The sequence below is a fragment of the Streptomyces sp. JN8 genome, assembly GCF_055808075.1.
On the sequence record NZ_CM147852.1, the window covers coordinates 6,595,072 to 6,610,333 of the forward strand.

Below are 15,262 nucleotides of genomic sequence, written 5' to 3' on the forward strand. Positions count from 1 at the left end.
TGACGTCATAAGCTGGCTTTATGGCCAGCAACGGGGAGCACCGCGAGCACCGCGGGGAGCGGCACGAGGAGCAGCAGGCGGGCGGGCGCCGGACCGAGGCGTACGGCTCCGGGGGCCGGGCCCAGCTCCATCACCGGGTCCCGGACCTCGGGGCGCTGGAACTGCTCCTCGCCGTCGCGCGGCACGGGAGCCTCGGCGCGGCCGCGCGGGAGGTCGGCATCACCCAGCCCGCGGCCAGCAGCCGGATCCGGTCGATGGAGCGGCAGCTCGGGGTGGCCCTGGTCGACCGTTCGCCGCGCGGTTCGCGGCTCACGGACGCGGGCGCGCTCGTCACCGACTGGGCGCGGCGCATCGTGGAGGCGGCCGAGGCCTTCGACGCGGGCGCGCAGGCGCTGCGGGGGAGGCGGGACTCCCGGCTGCGGGTGGCCGCGTCGATGACGATCGCCGAGTACCTGCTGCCCGGCTGGCTGATCGCGCTGCGCGCCGAACGCCCGGGCACGGCGGTGTCGCTCCAGGCGGGGAACTCGGCGGTCGTCGCGGAGCGGCTGCTCGCGAACGAGGCGGACATGGGCTTCGTGGAGGGCCTCGCGGTGCCGGACGGCCTCGACGGGGTCGTCGTCGCGCACGACCGGCTGGTCATCGTGGCCGCGCCCTCGCACCCCTGGGCCCGCCGCCGCGGCCCGCTGGACCCGGCGGAGCTCGCCGCCACCCCGCTGGTCCTGCGGGAACGCGGCTCGGGCACCCGGCAGGTGCTCGACGCGGCCCTCTCGGGCCACGGCGGCCTCGCGCAGCCGCTGCTCGAACTCGCCTCGACGACGGCGGTCAAGGCCGCGGCGGTCAGCGGGGCGGGGCCGGCCGTCCTCAGCGAACTCGCGGTCGCCGAGGAACTGGCCTCGCGGCGGCTGGTCGCCATCCCGGTGGAGGGGGCCCGGCTGCGCCGCGACCTCCGCGCGGTCTGGCCGTCCGGCCACCGCCCGACGGGCCCGGCCCGCGACCTCCTGTCCCTGACCCGGGCCCGCCCCACGGGCTGAACGGCGGGGCGGGCCCGCGCCGGTCCGGGCGGCGCTGGGAGGCCGGTCGAGAGGCCTGCTCCGGGGCGTTCCCGCCCGGAAGGCGTCGACACTCGGGAGGCGTCGACGTCCGGAAGGCGGTGCCGCGGGCGGGGGCCGGGCCTCGCTGGGCGGGCTCGCGCCGGTCCGGGCGGCGCTGGGAGGCCGGTCGAGAGGCCCGCTCCCGAGTGCTCCCGGAAGGCGCACCGGCACGATGGCCGGGCCGCGGCTCGGGCCCCGAGGGAGGCCCGGGCCCCGCACCCCGGGCCCGCAGCCCGGCTCCGCACCCCGGGCCCGCAGCCCGGCCCCGCACCCGGGCCCCGCACCCGGGCCCCGCACCCGGGCCCCGCAGCCCGGTGCCGCGCCCCAGGCCCCGGGCTCGCAGCCCCGCCCGCCGTCGTGCGCTCTGTCAGACCCCCGCGGCCCGGTGCGTGATCCGTCCGTCCAGGACCGTCAGCAGGACCGGGAGGTCGGGCAGGTCCGTCGCCGGGGTCGTCAGCGGGCTGTCCGCGAAGACCGTGAGGTCGGCGCGGAAGCCGAGCGCGAGCCGTCCCGCCTCGTGCTCCTCGCCCGCCGCGTACGCCGCCGCCGTCGTCATGCCGCGCAGCGCCTCCAGCGCGGTCAGGGCCTGCTCGGGGCCGTGCGGCGGGCTGCCGAGGTCGCGGCCCGGGCGCCGGTGCCGTGCGCCGGCCATGACGCCGAGCGGCGGGAAGGGGGCGATCGGCCAGTCGGAGCCGAGGACCACCGCGGCTCCCGAGTCGACCAGGTCCCGGCAGCGCCACGCGCGCGAGGCGCGCTCCTCGCCGAGGCGGCGCGACCAGTTGTCGGTGTGGTCGGCGCGGGTGAAGTCGCAGCAGTGGGTGGGCTGCATGGAGGCGATCACCTCCAGCTCCGCGAAGCGGCGCAGGGTGTCGTCCGGGACGGTCTCGATGTGCTCGACCCGGTGCCGCACCGTGCCCCGCTCGCCGGCCCGCGCCTTCTCGACGGCGTCGAGCGCGTGCCGCACGGCCGCGTCGCCGATGGCGTGGGTCGCGGTCGCGACCCCGGCCCGGTGCAGCTCGCCGATGATGCGGGTGTACGCCTCGGGGTCCGGCCAGAACGCGTGCGTGGACTCCCCGTGGCAGTCGGGCTTCTCCAGCCACGCGGTGCCGTTGTCGATGGTGCCGTCCATGAAGAGCTTCACGCCCGCGACCCGCCAGAGCGCGCCGCCGACTCCCTGCCCGGCGACGAGGTCCCGTACGCCGTCCTCGTCCGTGCCGGGCTGGCACCAGGGCGCCACCCGCAGGCGGAGCGCCAGGTCGCCGGCCGCGTCGAGCTCCCCGTACAGGGCGAGGCTGTCGCCGTTCGCGTCCATGACGTGGCCGCCGGTGAGTCCGGCCGCGGCCATGGACCGCAGGGCCGCGGCCAGCCGCTCGCGGCTCTCCCCGGCCGTCGGGCGCGGGGCGACCCGCTCGACGAGCTCGCAGGCGGCGTCCTCCTGGAGCAGTCCGGTCGGTCGGCCGGAGGCGTCGCAGACGACCTCGGCGGAGGCCTGGGCGAAGGCGCGGGGCCCGTCGACCCCGGCGAGTTCCAGGGCGCGGCGGCTGGCGAGCGCCGAGTGGGCGTCGAAGAGCAGCAGGAACGCGGGGATGCCGTCGAGGACGGCGTCGAAGGGGGCGATGCCGACGGGGTGGTCGCCGAAGACGTTCGGGTCGAGGCCCCAGCCGAAGAGCCAGTCGCCCCGGCCGAGGTTCCGGACCTCGCGGGCCAGGGCCTCCCGTACGTCGTCGAGGTCGGAGCAGTACGACAGGTCGAGGCCGTGGGTCAGCTCGGCGCCGGTCACGGGGTGCACGTGCCCGTCGACGAGCCCGGGGGTGACGACGGCGCCCTTGAGGTCCACGACGGTGGTGCCGGGCCCGGCGAGCGCGCGGATGTCGCGGTCGTCGCCGAGGGCGGCGATCCGTCCGTCGTCGGCGACGGCCAGCGCGGTGTCGGGCAGGAACGTCCCCGTGCCGGGGTCGAGCAGGCGGGCGGAGAGCAGGGCGAGTCGGATGCGCACGGGTGGCTCCAGGGAGGGACGGGGGAGGGGGTGAGGGTGGGTGCGGGGAGGCGCGGGGAGGTGTGGGGGTGATGGTCGGGTCCGGGACGGCGGGGCGGCCCGGCGTACGGGTCGGCCCCGGGTTCGGCGGCGGGCACGCGGGGGAGGCCCCCTCGGCACGCCGGTCCTCCCGGCCGCGGTCCGGTGGACGGGCCGCCTCCCGGCGCCGCGTGGCGGTACGCGGCCGTCGCCGGATGCCGTCGCCGGACGCCGCGTGCCGTCGGCGGGCCAGGGCCGGCCCCCGGTGCCGGGCCGGGTGCGGCCGCGGGTGCGGTCGGCCGGATACGCCCGGCCGACCGCCGGTGACGTCAGGCGGGTTCCCCCGGCGGCGGGACGTCGGACAGCGCGCCGTGCGGCAGCCCCAGTTCGCGTTCGGCGGTCGTGAGCGGCATGCGGGTCACCGCCGCCGGCCGGTCGGTCCGGTCGCTGTTGGCGTGGGCGCCGAGGCCGTCGAGCACCACCAGGATCTGGATGGCGGTGGCGCGCGGGTCGTCCGTGCGGAACTCGCCCCGCTCGACGCCCTCGCGGATCAGCTCCTCCAGGCGGTCGTCGGAGGCCATCTCCTGCTCGGTGACCCGGTCGCGCAGGACCGGGCGGTAGCGGCTCAGGTGCCGGGCGTTGATCCACAGGCGGCTGATGTCGTCGTACTCCTCGCCCGCGGAGAGGGCGAAGTAGCGCGCGAGGTACTGCGTGGGGGTCCCGTGCGGCCGCTCCGCGGGCAGCAGGGAGTCGAGCTCGCCGGTGGCGGCCACGCTGAACGCCTCGCCCACCAGATCCTCCGCCGAGGGGAAGTAATGGCTGATCAGCCCCGGTCGGACGGCGAGCTCCTCGGCGATCCGCCGGAGGGTGACGCACTCCAGCCCCTCGGTCAGGGCCACCCGGGCGGCGGTCTCCACGATCTCCGCCCGCCGGGCTTCCGGGGTTTTCCGCACTCTCTTGCGCTGGACGCTTGACGACATAACCGCGATGCTATTGAGTGTGCGACCAATAAGCAACCAGGTGGGCACCCCACGCACCGGAGGGCCGCATGACTTCCACGATCCCCGACCCGCTCCCGGGCTCCCGGGCCGCATCGGTCGCTCCGCCGGACGCCGACCGGCCCGGCCGGATCGAGGCCCACGGCATCGACCACATCCCCGACTCCGAGCGCCACGGACACCCCCGCGAGCTCTTCTCCGTCTGGGCGGCCGCGAACGTCAACTACCTGAGCCTGGTCATCGGCGGCGCCCTCGTCCTGATGGGCCTGAGCCTCTGGCAGGCCGTCGGCGTAATCGTCGTGGGCAACCTGCTCTGGGTGCTGCCCGGCCTCCTCGCCACCTCCGGCCCGGCCGCCGGCGCACCCAGCGAGGTCATCACCCGGGCCGTGTACGGCGTCCTCGGCAACCGCGTGAACAACGCGGTGGGCGGCTGGCTGGTCTCCGTCTGCTACTTCGCCCTCAACCTGGCCGCCGCGGCCACCGCCGCCTTCGCGCTCGTCGAGAAGGCCGGCATCACGGCGGGCACCCCCGTCGAGGTGGCCGTCATCGTGGTCATCGCCGCGCTCACGCTGATCATCAGCGTCTACGGGCACGCCCTGATCATCCGGCTGTACCTGCCGATCACCCTGGTCCTCGCCGGGGCCTTCACGGTCGTCGCCTTCGCGGTCCTGCGGCACGCCGACTTCTCGTACACCCCCGCCGAGCCGGCCCGCGGGGCCGGGCTCTGGGCCCTGCTGCTCGCCGGCACCACGATGATCGCCTCGGGCCCGCTCTCGTACACCACGAGCGCCGACTTCTCCCGCTACCTGCCCCGCACCGCATCGAAGCGGGCCGTCGCCGGCTGGACCGCGCTCGGCGCGTTCCTTCCCAGCGTCGTCGTCTGCTCGCTCGGGGCCTTCGCCGCCACCGCCGTCGACATGACCGACCCGCAGACCGCGCTCCAGGAGATCCTGCCCGGCTGGTTCGTCCCGCTCTTCCTGCTCGCCCTGGTCCTCGGCACCATCGCCATCAACGCCCTGACCGCCTACAGCGCGGGACTCGCGCTCCAGGCCGTCGGCCTGCGCGTCCGACGCTCCGTCAGCGTCCTGTTCGACGGGGCCGTCGCCGTCGCCCTCACCCTCTACGGGCTGCTGGTCTCCAACTTCCTCGACACCGTCAGCAACGCCCTCCAGGTGATCACCGTCCTGATCGGCCCCCTCATGGCGATCTACGCGACCGACGTCCTGCTGCGCCGGTGCCGCTACGACGGCCCCGCGCTCTCCGACGAGACCCCCGGCAGCCCCTTCTGGTACACCGGGGGCGTCAACCCGGCCGGCGCCCTCGCACTCGTCGCCGGTGTCACCGCGGCGGCCCTCTGCGTCGACACCCTCTACACGGGACCGGTCGCCGCCGCCCTCGGCGGGATCGACCTCTCCCTCCCCGCCGGCATGGGCGTCGCCGCCGCGCTCTACGCGCTCCTCATGCGGAAGGACCGCACCCTGCGCGACGCCCGGGCCGGGGGGTGACCGGACACCTCCCCTCCCGCCCCGGACGGGCGGACGCCCCGGACGCGCGGCGGCGGCCCGTGCCCGGCGACGCCCGGAGACCGGACCCGGCTCAGGGCGCCCCGGCGCCCGCCCCGGCCTGGCCCTCGGACGCCACCGGCCCCCGGGGGGCCGGGGCCGTCGGGGTCGGGCCGGCCGCCGCGCGGGCCGCCGCTTCGACGAGTCCGCGCATCACCCGCAGGTCCTCGCCCATCTCCGGGTGCCACTGGACGCCCAGGGCCCAGGCCGGGGCGGCCAGCTCGACCGCCTCGACGGTGCCGTCCTCCGCGTGGGCCGAGGCCGCGAGTCCGGCGCCGAGCCGGTCCACCGCCTGGTGGTGGTAGGTCGGGACCTCGGCGAGCTCGGGCACCAGGGCGGCGTACCGGCTCCCCGGCACCGGCTTCACCGGGTGGCGGCCGATCACCCCGACCGCCTCGACGTGCCCGTCCAGGTGCTGCACCAGCGTCCCGCCGCGGGCCACGTTCAGGAGCTGCATGCCCCGGCAGATGCCGAGCAGCGGGGTCCCGGACGCGAGGGCCGCGTCGATCAGGGCGAGCTCCCAGGCGTCCCGCTCCCGGGCCGGCGGACCGGTGCGCGGGTCGGGCTCGGCCCCGTACCGCACGGGTTCCACGTCCGCCCCGCCCGCGACCACCAGGCCGTCGAGCCGGGCCACGACCGCCGCCGCGGCCTCCGGCGCGTCCGGCGGCAGCATCACCGCGATCCCCCCGCTCTCCTGGACGAGCCGGGGGTACGGAGCGGGGAGCAGCGCGGCCCGCATGTCCCACACGCCCCAGCGGGCCTGGTCCAGATAGGTGGTCACGCCGATGAGCGGCTTGGACACGGAACGTCCTCCGGGAGTACGGGACTGCGGGAGTGCGGGGCGGTCGGGGGAGAGGGGCGGACGGGGGAGAGGGGCGGTAGGGGGTCAGTCGCGTGCGAGTTCGGCCTCGGCGGCCGCGAGTGCCGCGAACTCCTCCTCGGGCGCCCGGGCCACCAGATGGTGTCGACTGTAGAACGCGAAGTAGGCGAGGGCGATCGCGTACACCCCGACGGCCATGAACGCCGCGGTCCGGTCCACCAGGAACGTCGCGACGAGGGCCGACAGGGCCAGGACGAAGGCCACCGACGAGGTGACGATCCCGCCGGGCGTGCGGTACGGCCGGTGCAGCCCCGGCTCTCGGCGCCGCAGCACGATGTGGGAGAGCGCCATCAGGGCGTACGAGATGGTGGCGCCGAACACGGCGATGTTCAGCATCCGGGCCCCGTCCCCGGTCCCGGCGGCCAGCGCGAAGCCGATCGCGCCCGGGATGAGGAGCCCGAGGTACGGCGACTTGCGGCGGCTGGTCAGGGAGAGGAAGCGGGGCAGGTAGCCCGCGCGGGAGAGGGCGAAGAGCTGGCGCGATCCCGCGTAGATGAGGGAGAAGAAGGAGGCGACCAGGCCGGCGAGGCCCGCGTAGTTCACGAAGCGGCTGAGCGCGGTCGGGTCCCCGTCGCCCTGGAGCGCCACGACCAGCGGGTTGCCGGCCTCGGAGACGGCGGCCGAGCCGCGCGCCCCGGTCGCGGCGAAGAAGGTCATCACGGCGAGCAGCACCAGGATCCCCATGGAGATCGCGAGGGCCTTCGGCATGGACCGCACCGGGTCCTTGGCCTCCTCGGCGGCGAGCGGCACGCCCTCGACGCCGAGGAAGAACCACATGCCGAAGGGGAACGCGGCCCAGATCCCGAGCAGACCGAACGGCAGCCAGGAGTTCGCGCCGAAGGCCTCGCCGTCGACCGGGATGTCGTTCAGCCCGTCGACGTGGAAGTCGGTGAGGGCGCCGAGCGCGAAGACGACGAGCGCCGCGACCGCGATCGCCGTCACGATCAGGCTGAAGCGCAGGGCCTCGCCCACGCCCCACAGGTGGATGCCGATGAAGAGGGCGAAGCAGACCAGGTAGACCGGCCAGCCGGACTCCAGCCCGAACAGGCCGAGGGACTCGACGTAGTCGCCGATGAAGATGGAGATCGCGGCGGGCGCCAGGATGTACTCGATGAGGATCGCGGTGCCGGTGAGGAACCCGCCCCAGGTGCCGAGCGCCCGGCGGGCGAAGCCGTAGCCGCCGCCGGCGGTGGGCAGGATGGCGGAGAGCTCGGCGAGGGCGAAGACCAGGCAGGCGTACATCGCGCCCATCAGGACCGTGGCGATGGCGAGCCCGCCGAAGCCGCCCTTGGAGAGGCCGATGTTCCAGCCGGAGAAGTCGCCGGAGACGACGTAGGCGACGCCGAGCCCGGTGAGCAGCAGCCATCCGGCGCTGCCGCGGCGCAGGGCGCGGCGCTCCAGATAGTCGTCCTGCGGTGGGGTGGTGCCTCCGGCACTCCCGGTGGTGTCTTCGAGCGTCATGGCAGCGTCAGCTCCCCGCAACGGGCCCAATGGATTGGTGCCATACCTTTGCGGTGCCGACCGGAGAGCGCAACCCCCGTGCGTTACTTTCGGGTTACGTACCCGGGGGCGCCCCGGTCGTACACCCGGGGATCTCCCGGGGCGCCCGGGTCGCGTACCCCGGGGCGGCCCGCCTCATGTCAGGAACCCCCGGAGCAGCGCGGCCGTCCCCGAGCAGTGCTCCCGCATCACCTCGCGCGCGGCGTCCGCGTCGCCGTCCAGGACCGCGTCCACCAGGGCGGTGTGCTGGTGCTGGGAGTGCTCCAGGTTGCGGACGAGCAGCGGGATGCAGTCCAGCAGGTCGTTCACCGTCGCCCGGACGGCCGCGTACTGCGCGGTGAGGGTGGGGGAGCCGGACAGCTCCGCCAGCGTCAGGTGGAGCAGGGTGTCCTGGCGGCGGTAGTCGGCGAGCGGGGCGTCATGGGTGGCCGCCACGGCCGTCCGCAGCCGCTCGGCGCCCGCCGCGTCGAGGCCGTGGGCCGCGCAGAGCCCGGCGGCGCCGACCTCCAGGACCTCGCGGAAGCGCAGGGTGTCCTCCATGTCGACGGTGGCGATCCGGCGGCGCAGCTCGTCCTCGTCGGCGGTCTGGACGCGGGGCAGCACGAACGTTCCGCCGTAGCGGCCGCGCCGGCTCTCCACCAGGCCCTGCTCCTGGAGGACCTTGAGGACCTCGCGCAGGGTCACCCGGCTGATCCCCATCCGGTCGGCCAGCTCCCGCTCGGCGGGCAGCCGCTCGCCGCCGGGCACCAGTCCGAGCCGCACGACCTGGAGGATCTGCTCCAGGGCCTCCTCGAAGCCGTTGCCCGCCCGGACCGGTCGCAGCACGGGCGTCAGCCGGTCCGCCGATTCACTCGTACGGGACACGTTCTCGATTCCCTTTCGTCAGCACTTCCCAAGCAATGGTCTTCCGCAATACCTTATGGCTTCCGGCAGGCCGAAGGAGGAGCAATCCCGTGGCAGACCGCACACCCCCGCTCACCGTCGAGGAGCTCCGCGCCCTCGTCGCGAGCGGCGACATCGACACCGTCGTCCTGGCCTTCCCCGACATGCAGGGACGGCTCCAGGGCAAGCGGTTCGCCGCCCCGTTCTTCCTGGACGAGGTACTCGGCCACGGCACCGAGGGCTGCAACTACCTCCTGGCCGTCGACACCGAGATGAACACCGTCGACGGTTTCGAGATGTCCTCCTGGGACCGCGGCTACGGCGACTTCGCCATGCACCCCGACCTCACCACCCTCCGCCGCCTCCCCTGGAACGAGGCCACCGCCATGCTGACGGCGGACCTCGCGTGGGGCGACGGCAGCCCCGTCGTCGCGGCGCCCCGCCAGATCCTCCGGCGCCAGCTGGAGCGCCTCGCGGAGCACGGCTTCACCGCCCACGTCGGCACCGAGCTCGAGTTCATCGTCTTCAGGGACAGCTACGAGCAGGCCTGGGACGCGAACTACCGCGGCCTCACCCCCGCCAACCAGTACAACATCGACTACTCCGTCCTCGGCACCGGACGCATCGAACCCCTTCTGCGCCGCATCCGCAACGAGATGACCGGCGCCGGACTCACCGTCGAGTCCGCCAAGGGCGAGTGCAACCCCGGCCAGCACGAGATCGCCTTCAAGTACGACGAGGCCCTCGCCACCTGCGACGGACACGCCGTCTACAAGACGGGCGCCAAGGAGATCGCCGCCCAGGAGGGCTACGCGCTCACCTTCATGGCGAAGTACAACGAGCGCGAGGGCAACTCCTGCCACATCCACCTCTCCCTCCAGGACGCCGCGGGGACGAACGTGATGGCCGGCGACGACCGGTACGGGATGTCCGCGACCATGCGGCACTTCCTCGCCGGACAGCTCGCCGCCCTCCGCGACTTCTCCCTCCTCTACGCGCCCAACATCAACTCCTACAAGCGCTTCCAGCCCGGCTCCTTCGCGCCCACCGCCGTCGCCTGGGGCCACGACAACCGCACCTGCTCGCTCCGCGTCGTCGGCCACGGCCGCTCCACCCGCTTCGAGAACCGCCTCCCCGGCGGCGACGTCAACCCGTACCTCGCCGTCGCCGGCCTGGTCGCGGCCGGACTGCACGGCATCGAGCAGAAGCTCGAACTCCCCGAGCCGTGCACCGGGAACGCCTACACCGCCGACTACGCGCACGTGCCCACCACCCTGCGCGAGGCCGCCGAACTCTGGGAGACCAGCGAGATCGCCAAGGCCGCCTTCGGGGACGAGGTCGTCGCCCACTACCGCAACATGGCGCGGGTCGAGCTCGACGCCTTCGACGCGGCCGTCACGGACTGGGAGCTGCGCCGCTCCTTCGAGCGCCACTGAACCGCGCCGCCCGCGCCCCCGCTGCAGACGACTCCGCACCACCTCCGAACCGCCGCTGAGAGGAACGAGTTGCTCCAGGTACTGAACCCGGCGACCGAGGAGCCGGTCGCCACCGTCCCCGCCGCCACCCCGGCCGACGTCGACGCCGCCGTCGCACGCGCCGCCGCCGCCCAGCGCGGCTGGGCCGCCGCCGCGCCCGCCGACCGGGCCCGGCTGCTCCGCCGCTTCGCCCTCGTCGTCGACGACCACGTCGAGGAACTCGCCCGCCTCGAGGTGGCCGAGGCCGGCCACACCATCGGCAACGCCCGCTGGGAGGCCGGCAACGTCCGCGACCTGCTGGACTTCGCCGCCGGGGGAGCGGAGCGCCTCAACGGCCGCCAGATCCCCGTGGCCGGCGGCCTGGACGTCACGATCCTCGAACCGCTCGGCGTCGTCGGCGTCATCGCCCCGTGGAACTTCCCCATGCCGATCGCCGCCTGGGCCACCGCACCCGCCCTCGCCGCCGGCAACGCCGTCCTCCTCAAGCCCGCCGAGACCACCCCGCTCACCGCGCTCCGGCTCGCCGAACTCGCCCTGGAGGCGGGCCTGCCCGAAGGCCTCTTCCAGGTCCTCCCCGGCACCGGACCGGTCGCGGGCGACGCCCTCGTCGAACACCCCGGCGTCGCCAAGATCGTCTTCACCGGCTCCACCCGGGTCGGAAAGTCGATCATGGCGAAGTGCGCCGGCCAGGTGAAGCGCGTCACCCTCGAACTCGGCGGCAAGAGCCCCAACATCGTCTTCGCCGACGCCGACCTCGAAGCGGCCGCCGCGGCCACCCCCATGTCCTTCCTCGACAACAGCGGCCAGGACTGCTGCGCCCGTACCCGCATCCTCGTCCAGCGGAGCGCGTACGACCGCTTCATGGAGCTGCTCACCCCCGCCATCGAGGAGATCGTCGTCGGCGACCCCGCCGACGAGCGCACCCAGATGGGCCCGCTCATCTCCCGCGCCCAGCTCGACCGCGTCCGCTCCTACGTGCCGGACGACCTCCCCGGCATCCGCGGCAAGGCCCCCGAGGGCCCCGGCTTCTGGTTCCCGCCGACCGTCCTCACCGGCCTCCCCGAGGACGCCCCCTGCGCCGTCGAGGAGGTCTTCGGACCCGTCGCCGTCGTCCTCCCCTTCGAGGACGAGGCGGACGCGATCCGCCTCGCCAACGCCACCGAGTACGGCCTGTCCGGCTCGATCTGGACCCGGGACGTCGGCCGCGCCCTGCGCGCCTCCCGGGCCGTCCGGGCCGGCAACCTCTCCGTCAACTCCCACTCCAGCGTCCGCTACTGGACCCCGTTCGGCGGCTACGGGAAGTCCGGCCTCGGCCGCGAACTCGGCCCCGACGCACTGACCGCCTTCACCGAAACCAAGAACGTCTTCATCAGCACGGAGGCCTGAGCACCCATGACCAGCACCAGCACCGAAGAGATCGTCTGCCGCCGGCTCGTCGGCCGCACCGCCGTCATCACCGGGGCCGGCAGCGGCATCGGCCTCGCCACCGCCCGCCGCCTCGCCTCCGAGGGCGCGAACGTCGTCTGCGGCGACATCGACGAGACCGCCGGCAAGGCCGCCGCCGAGGAGGTCGGCGGCACCTTCATGAAGGTCGACGTCACCGACCCCGAGCAGGTCGAGGCGCTGTTCAGCACCGCCTTCGAGACCTACGGCTCCGTCGACATCGCCTTCAACAACGCCGGCATCTCGCCCCCCGACGACGACTCCATCCTGGAGACCGGCCTGGAGGCCTGGAAGCGCGTCCAGGACGTCAACCTCACCTCCGTCTACCTCTGCTGCAAGGCCGCCCTGCCGTACATGCGCCGCCAGGGCAAGGGCTCCATCATCAACACCGCCTCCTTCGTCGCGATCATGGGCGCGGCCACCAGCCAGATCTCCTACACCGCCTCCAAGGGCGGCGTGCTCGCGATGTCCCGCGAGCTGGGCGTGCAGTTCGCCCGCGAGGGCATCCGCGTCAACGCCCTGTGCCCCGGCCCGGTCAACACCCCGCTCCTCCAGGAGCTGTTCGCCAAGGATCCCGAGCGGGCCGCGCGCCGCCTCGTCCATATCCCGGTCGGCCGCTTCGCCGAGGCCGAGGAGATCGCCGCCGCGGTCGCCTTCCTCGCGAGCGACGACTCCTCCTTCGTCAACGCCAGCGACTTCCTGGTCGACGGAGGCATCGCGGGCGCGTACGTGACGCCCCTCTAGACCGCCGCCACATCCCCCACAGCCGCCACACCCCCACACCCCCACATCCCCACCCGGCAGCCGGGCGTCGCGAGGCGCCCGGCTGTTCGGCGTCCGCCGCAGCCCCGACAGGAGAGTGATCATGAACCAGCGCGTCCGGCTCCGCTCGTCCGCCGTCACCGCCGTCACCACCGCCCTCGCCCTCGCCCTGGCCGTGACGAGCCTCGTCCCGGCCACCGCCGCCGAGGCCGAGCCCCGGGACCCCCGCACGCCCCGGCCCTGCCCCACCCTGCGGGTCTCCGAGGGCTGGCACGGCGACAACGAGGCCCGGATCGACGCCCTCGTGGCCGCGCACTGCCACGACAGGGGCAGGAAGCCCGTCGCGGTCTTCGACTGGGACAACACCGTCGTCAAGAACGACGTCGGCGACGCCACCTTCCACTGGCTCCTCCGCAACGACCGCGTACGCCCGCCCCGGCACGGCGACTGGTCCGCCACCAGCCGCCACCTCACCCCGGCCGCGGCCACCGCCCTCGGCGCCGCCTGCCCCACCGCCGTCCGCGTCCTGCCCACCGCCACCGACACCCGCTGCGCCGACGAACTCCTCTCCGTCTACGCCTCCGGCACCACCACGGCCGGGAAAGCCGCCTTCGCGGGCCACGACCGCCGCCGCATGGAGCCCCCGTACGCCTGGCTCGCCCAGCTGCTGCACGGCTGGACCACCCGCCAGGTCGAGGCGTTCGCCGCCGCCGCCCGCGCCGAGAACCTCGCCGCCCCGCAGGGCGCCACCCAGCGCGTCGGCACCTCCCAGGTCACCGGCTGGGTCCGCTACTACCCCCAGCAGCGCGACCTGATCCGCACCCTCAAGGTGGCCGGCTTCGACGTCTGGATCGTCTCCGCCTCGCCCGAACCCGTCGTCGACGTCTGGGCGAAGGGCGTCGGCATCGACCCCTCCCACGCCCTCGGCATCCGCAACACCACCGACCGCGGCCGCCTCACGAGCCACCTCAAGGGCTGCGGAACCGTACGGGACGCCGAGGACACGATGATCACCTACATCGACGGCAAGCGCTGCTGGATCAACCAGGAGATCTTCGGGATCCGCGGCCCCGCCGCCGAGCGTGTCCAGCCCGCCTCCCGGCGCCCGGTGTTCGCCGCGGGCGACTCCGACACCGACGTGTCGTTCCTGCGGGACGCCACCGGCCTGCGCCTGGTCCTCAACCGCAACAAGAACGAACTCATGTGCCGGGCGTACGAGAACGGCGACGGCCGCTGGATCGTCAACCCCATGTTCATCGACCCGAAGCCGCGGAAGGCCGCCCCCTACCCCTGCGCGAGCACCGGCTACACGGCGGCCGACGGCAGCGCGCAGCCGGTCCGGCGGGCCGACGGCAGCGTGATCCCGGACCAGCAGGACCGGGTCTTCTGACGGCCCGGGCGGGGCCTGCCCGACCTCTCTAGAGGAAGGTCAGGCCCTCGCCCCGGTACGTGGGCACCGTGGCGGTGATCCGATCACCCTCGATCAGCGCCAGACTCGCGAACCGCTCGCACAGCTCGCCCGCCTTCGCGTGGCGGAACCACACCTTGTCGCCGATCCGCAGGTCGTCGGCGGGCGAGCCGAGCAGCGGGGTCTGCACCTCGCCGGGCCCCTCCTGGGGGTCGTACGCCAGCCCCTCGGGCAGGTACGGCACGGGGAGCCGGTCGGGCCCGGCGGCCCCCGAGGCCGGGTAGCCGCCGCCGAGGACCGTCACCACCCCGACCCCCGGACGGCGCACGACGGGCTGCGCGAAGAGCGCCGCGGGCCGCCCGCTGAACGACGTGTAGTTGTCGAAGAGCCGCGGCACGTAGAGCCCCGAACCCGCGGCGATCTCCGTCACCGCGTCCTCGGCGGCCGTGTGCTGCACACTGCCGGTGCCGCCGCCGTTCACGAACTCCAGGTCCGGCGCCACCGCCCGGACGGCCCGCACCACGGCCGCCCGGCGCTCGGCCAGCTCCCGGCGGGCCGCCGCCTGCATCAGCCGGATCGCCCGCGACCGCAGCGGCCGGCCCGCCAGCGCGTCCCCGACCCCCGCGACATGCCCCTCGTACGCCATGATCCCGACCAGCCGGAAACCGGGACGCCGCACCACGGAACGGGCCAGCTCCGCCAGCTCCGCGGGCGTACGCAGCGGGGAGCGGCGGGCGCCGACCCGGATCCGCCCGCCCAGCAGGCTGAGCGCCGTGTCCAGCTCCAGGCAGACCCGGACCTCCTCCGTCCCGCCCGCGCGGGAGGCGTCGATCAGATCCAGCTGCGCCACGTCGTCGACCATCACGGTCACGGCGGCGGCCAGCTTCGGATCGCGCGCCAGCTCGCCGAAGCCGGCCCGGTCGGCCGACGGATAGGCGAGGAGCACGTCCTCGAACCCGGCGCGGGCCAGCCACAGCGACTCGTCGAGCGTGAACGACATGATCCCGGCGAAACCCGGCCGCGCGAGCACCCGCTCCAGGAGCGCCCTGCACCGCACGGACTTGCTCGCGACCCGGATCGGCTTGCCGCCGGCCCGGCGCACGAGGTCGTCCGCGTTGGCGTCGAAGGCCTCCAGATCGACGATCGCCACGGGCGCGTCGAGATGAGCGGTGGCCCGGTCGTAACGGGCCCGGTCGGCGGCACGGGGAGTCATGGCCCGAGCTTGCCAGACAGGTTTACGGGTGGGT

The 15,262-nt window shown here is 74.6% G+C and carries 12 protein-coding genes; 6 read left to right on the top strand and 6 right to left on the bottom strand.

Annotated features, from left to right (window positions below; all coding sequences use genetic code 11):
- Positions 1-20: 20 nt before the first annotated feature.
- Positions 21-1,031 carry a LysR family transcriptional regulator gene (locus tag ACY0MR_RS29110; RefSeq protein WP_388804618.1) on the top strand — a complete coding sequence of 337 codons (1,011 nt, stop codon included), beginning with the start codon at positions 21-23 and terminating at the stop codon, positions 1,029-1,031.
- A 427-nt stretch (positions 1,032-1,458) separates the two neighbouring features.
- Here ACY0MR_RS29110 and ACY0MR_RS29115 read toward each other — a convergent pair whose 3' ends face one another.
- Entirely contained in the window at positions 1,459-3,087 is a 1,629-nt protein-coding gene (locus ACY0MR_RS29115; protein ID WP_473556221.1) for an amidohydrolase, read from the bottom strand.
- A gap of 347 nt (positions 3,088-3,434) precedes the next feature.
- The gene (locus ACY0MR_RS29120) at positions 3,435-4,085 is read right to left on the bottom strand and encodes a TetR/AcrR family transcriptional regulator (RefSeq protein ID WP_473556223.1); all 651 of its coding nucleotides are present in this window, start codon (positions 4,083-4,085) and stop codon (positions 3,435-3,437) included.
- A 68-nt stretch (positions 4,086-4,153) separates the two neighbouring features.
- Here ACY0MR_RS29120 and ACY0MR_RS29125 point away from each other — a divergent pair, with 68 nt between their 5' ends.
- Positions 4,154-5,608 carry a purine-cytosine permease family protein gene (locus ACY0MR_RS29125; RefSeq protein WP_473556225.1) on the top strand — a complete coding sequence of 485 codons (1,455 nt, stop codon included), beginning with the start codon at positions 4,154-4,156 and terminating at the stop codon, positions 5,606-5,608.
- 91 nt (positions 5,609-5,699) lie between these two features.
- Here ACY0MR_RS29125 and ACY0MR_RS29130 read toward each other — a convergent pair whose 3' ends face one another.
- From ACY0MR_RS29130 to ACY0MR_RS29140, 3 genes are all read right to left on the bottom strand, one after another.
- Entirely contained in the window at positions 5,700-6,467 is a 768-nt protein-coding gene (locus tag ACY0MR_RS29130; protein ID WP_388804627.1) for a gamma-glutamyl-gamma-aminobutyrate hydrolase family protein, read from the bottom strand.
- An 84-nt stretch (positions 6,468-6,551) separates the two neighbouring features.
- Positions 6,552-8,006, bottom strand: coding sequence for an ethanolamine permease (gene eat, locus ACY0MR_RS29135; RefSeq protein ID WP_388804630.1), 1,455 nt, complete (start codon positions 8,004-8,006; stop codon positions 6,552-6,554).
- Positions 8,007-8,180: 174 nt separating this feature from the next.
- Positions 8,181-8,909 (bottom strand): FadR/GntR family transcriptional regulator, encoded by a 729-nt coding sequence (locus tag ACY0MR_RS29140; protein WP_404084416.1) that lies wholly within the window; start codon positions 8,907-8,909, stop codon positions 8,181-8,183.
- Positions 8,910-8,998: 89 nt separating this feature from the next.
- Between ACY0MR_RS29140 and ACY0MR_RS29145 the strand changes: the two genes are divergently transcribed.
- The 4 genes from ACY0MR_RS29145 to ACY0MR_RS29160 all read left to right on the top strand — a co-directional run bounded on the left by ACY0MR_RS29145 (position 8,999) and on the right by ACY0MR_RS29160 (position 13,997).
- Positions 8,999-10,363, top strand: a complete 1,365-nt coding sequence (locus ACY0MR_RS29145) for a glutamine synthetase family protein (protein WP_388804634.1) — start codon at positions 8,999-9,001, stop codon at positions 10,361-10,363.
- A 69-nt stretch (positions 10,364-10,432) separates the two neighbouring features.
- Positions 10,433-11,788: an aldehyde dehydrogenase family protein gene (locus ACY0MR_RS29150; RefSeq protein ID WP_403316741.1), complete on the top strand. Its 1,356-nt coding sequence runs from the start codon at positions 10,433-10,435 to the stop codon at positions 11,786-11,788.
- A gap of 6 nt (positions 11,789-11,794) precedes the next feature.
- Positions 11,795-12,589, top strand: coding sequence for a 3-oxoacyl-ACP reductase (locus tag ACY0MR_RS29155; RefSeq protein WP_473556231.1), 795 nt, complete (start codon positions 11,795-11,797; stop codon positions 12,587-12,589).
- Between the two features lie 121 nt (positions 12,590-12,710).
- On the top strand, positions 12,711-13,997 hold the full coding sequence (locus ACY0MR_RS29160; protein ID WP_473556233.1) for a haloacid dehalogenase-like hydrolase: 1,287 nt from the start codon (positions 12,711-12,713) through the stop codon (positions 13,995-13,997).
- A 28-nt stretch (positions 13,998-14,025) separates the two neighbouring features.
- On the opposite strand, the gene ACY0MR_RS29165 is transcribed toward ACY0MR_RS29160, so the two are convergent.
- Complete coding sequence (locus ACY0MR_RS29165; RefSeq protein ID WP_392865372.1) at positions 14,026-15,228, bottom strand: amino acid deaminase/aldolase; 1,203 nt, start codon at positions 15,226-15,228, stop codon at positions 14,026-14,028.
- Positions 15,229-15,262 lie beyond the last annotated feature (34 nt).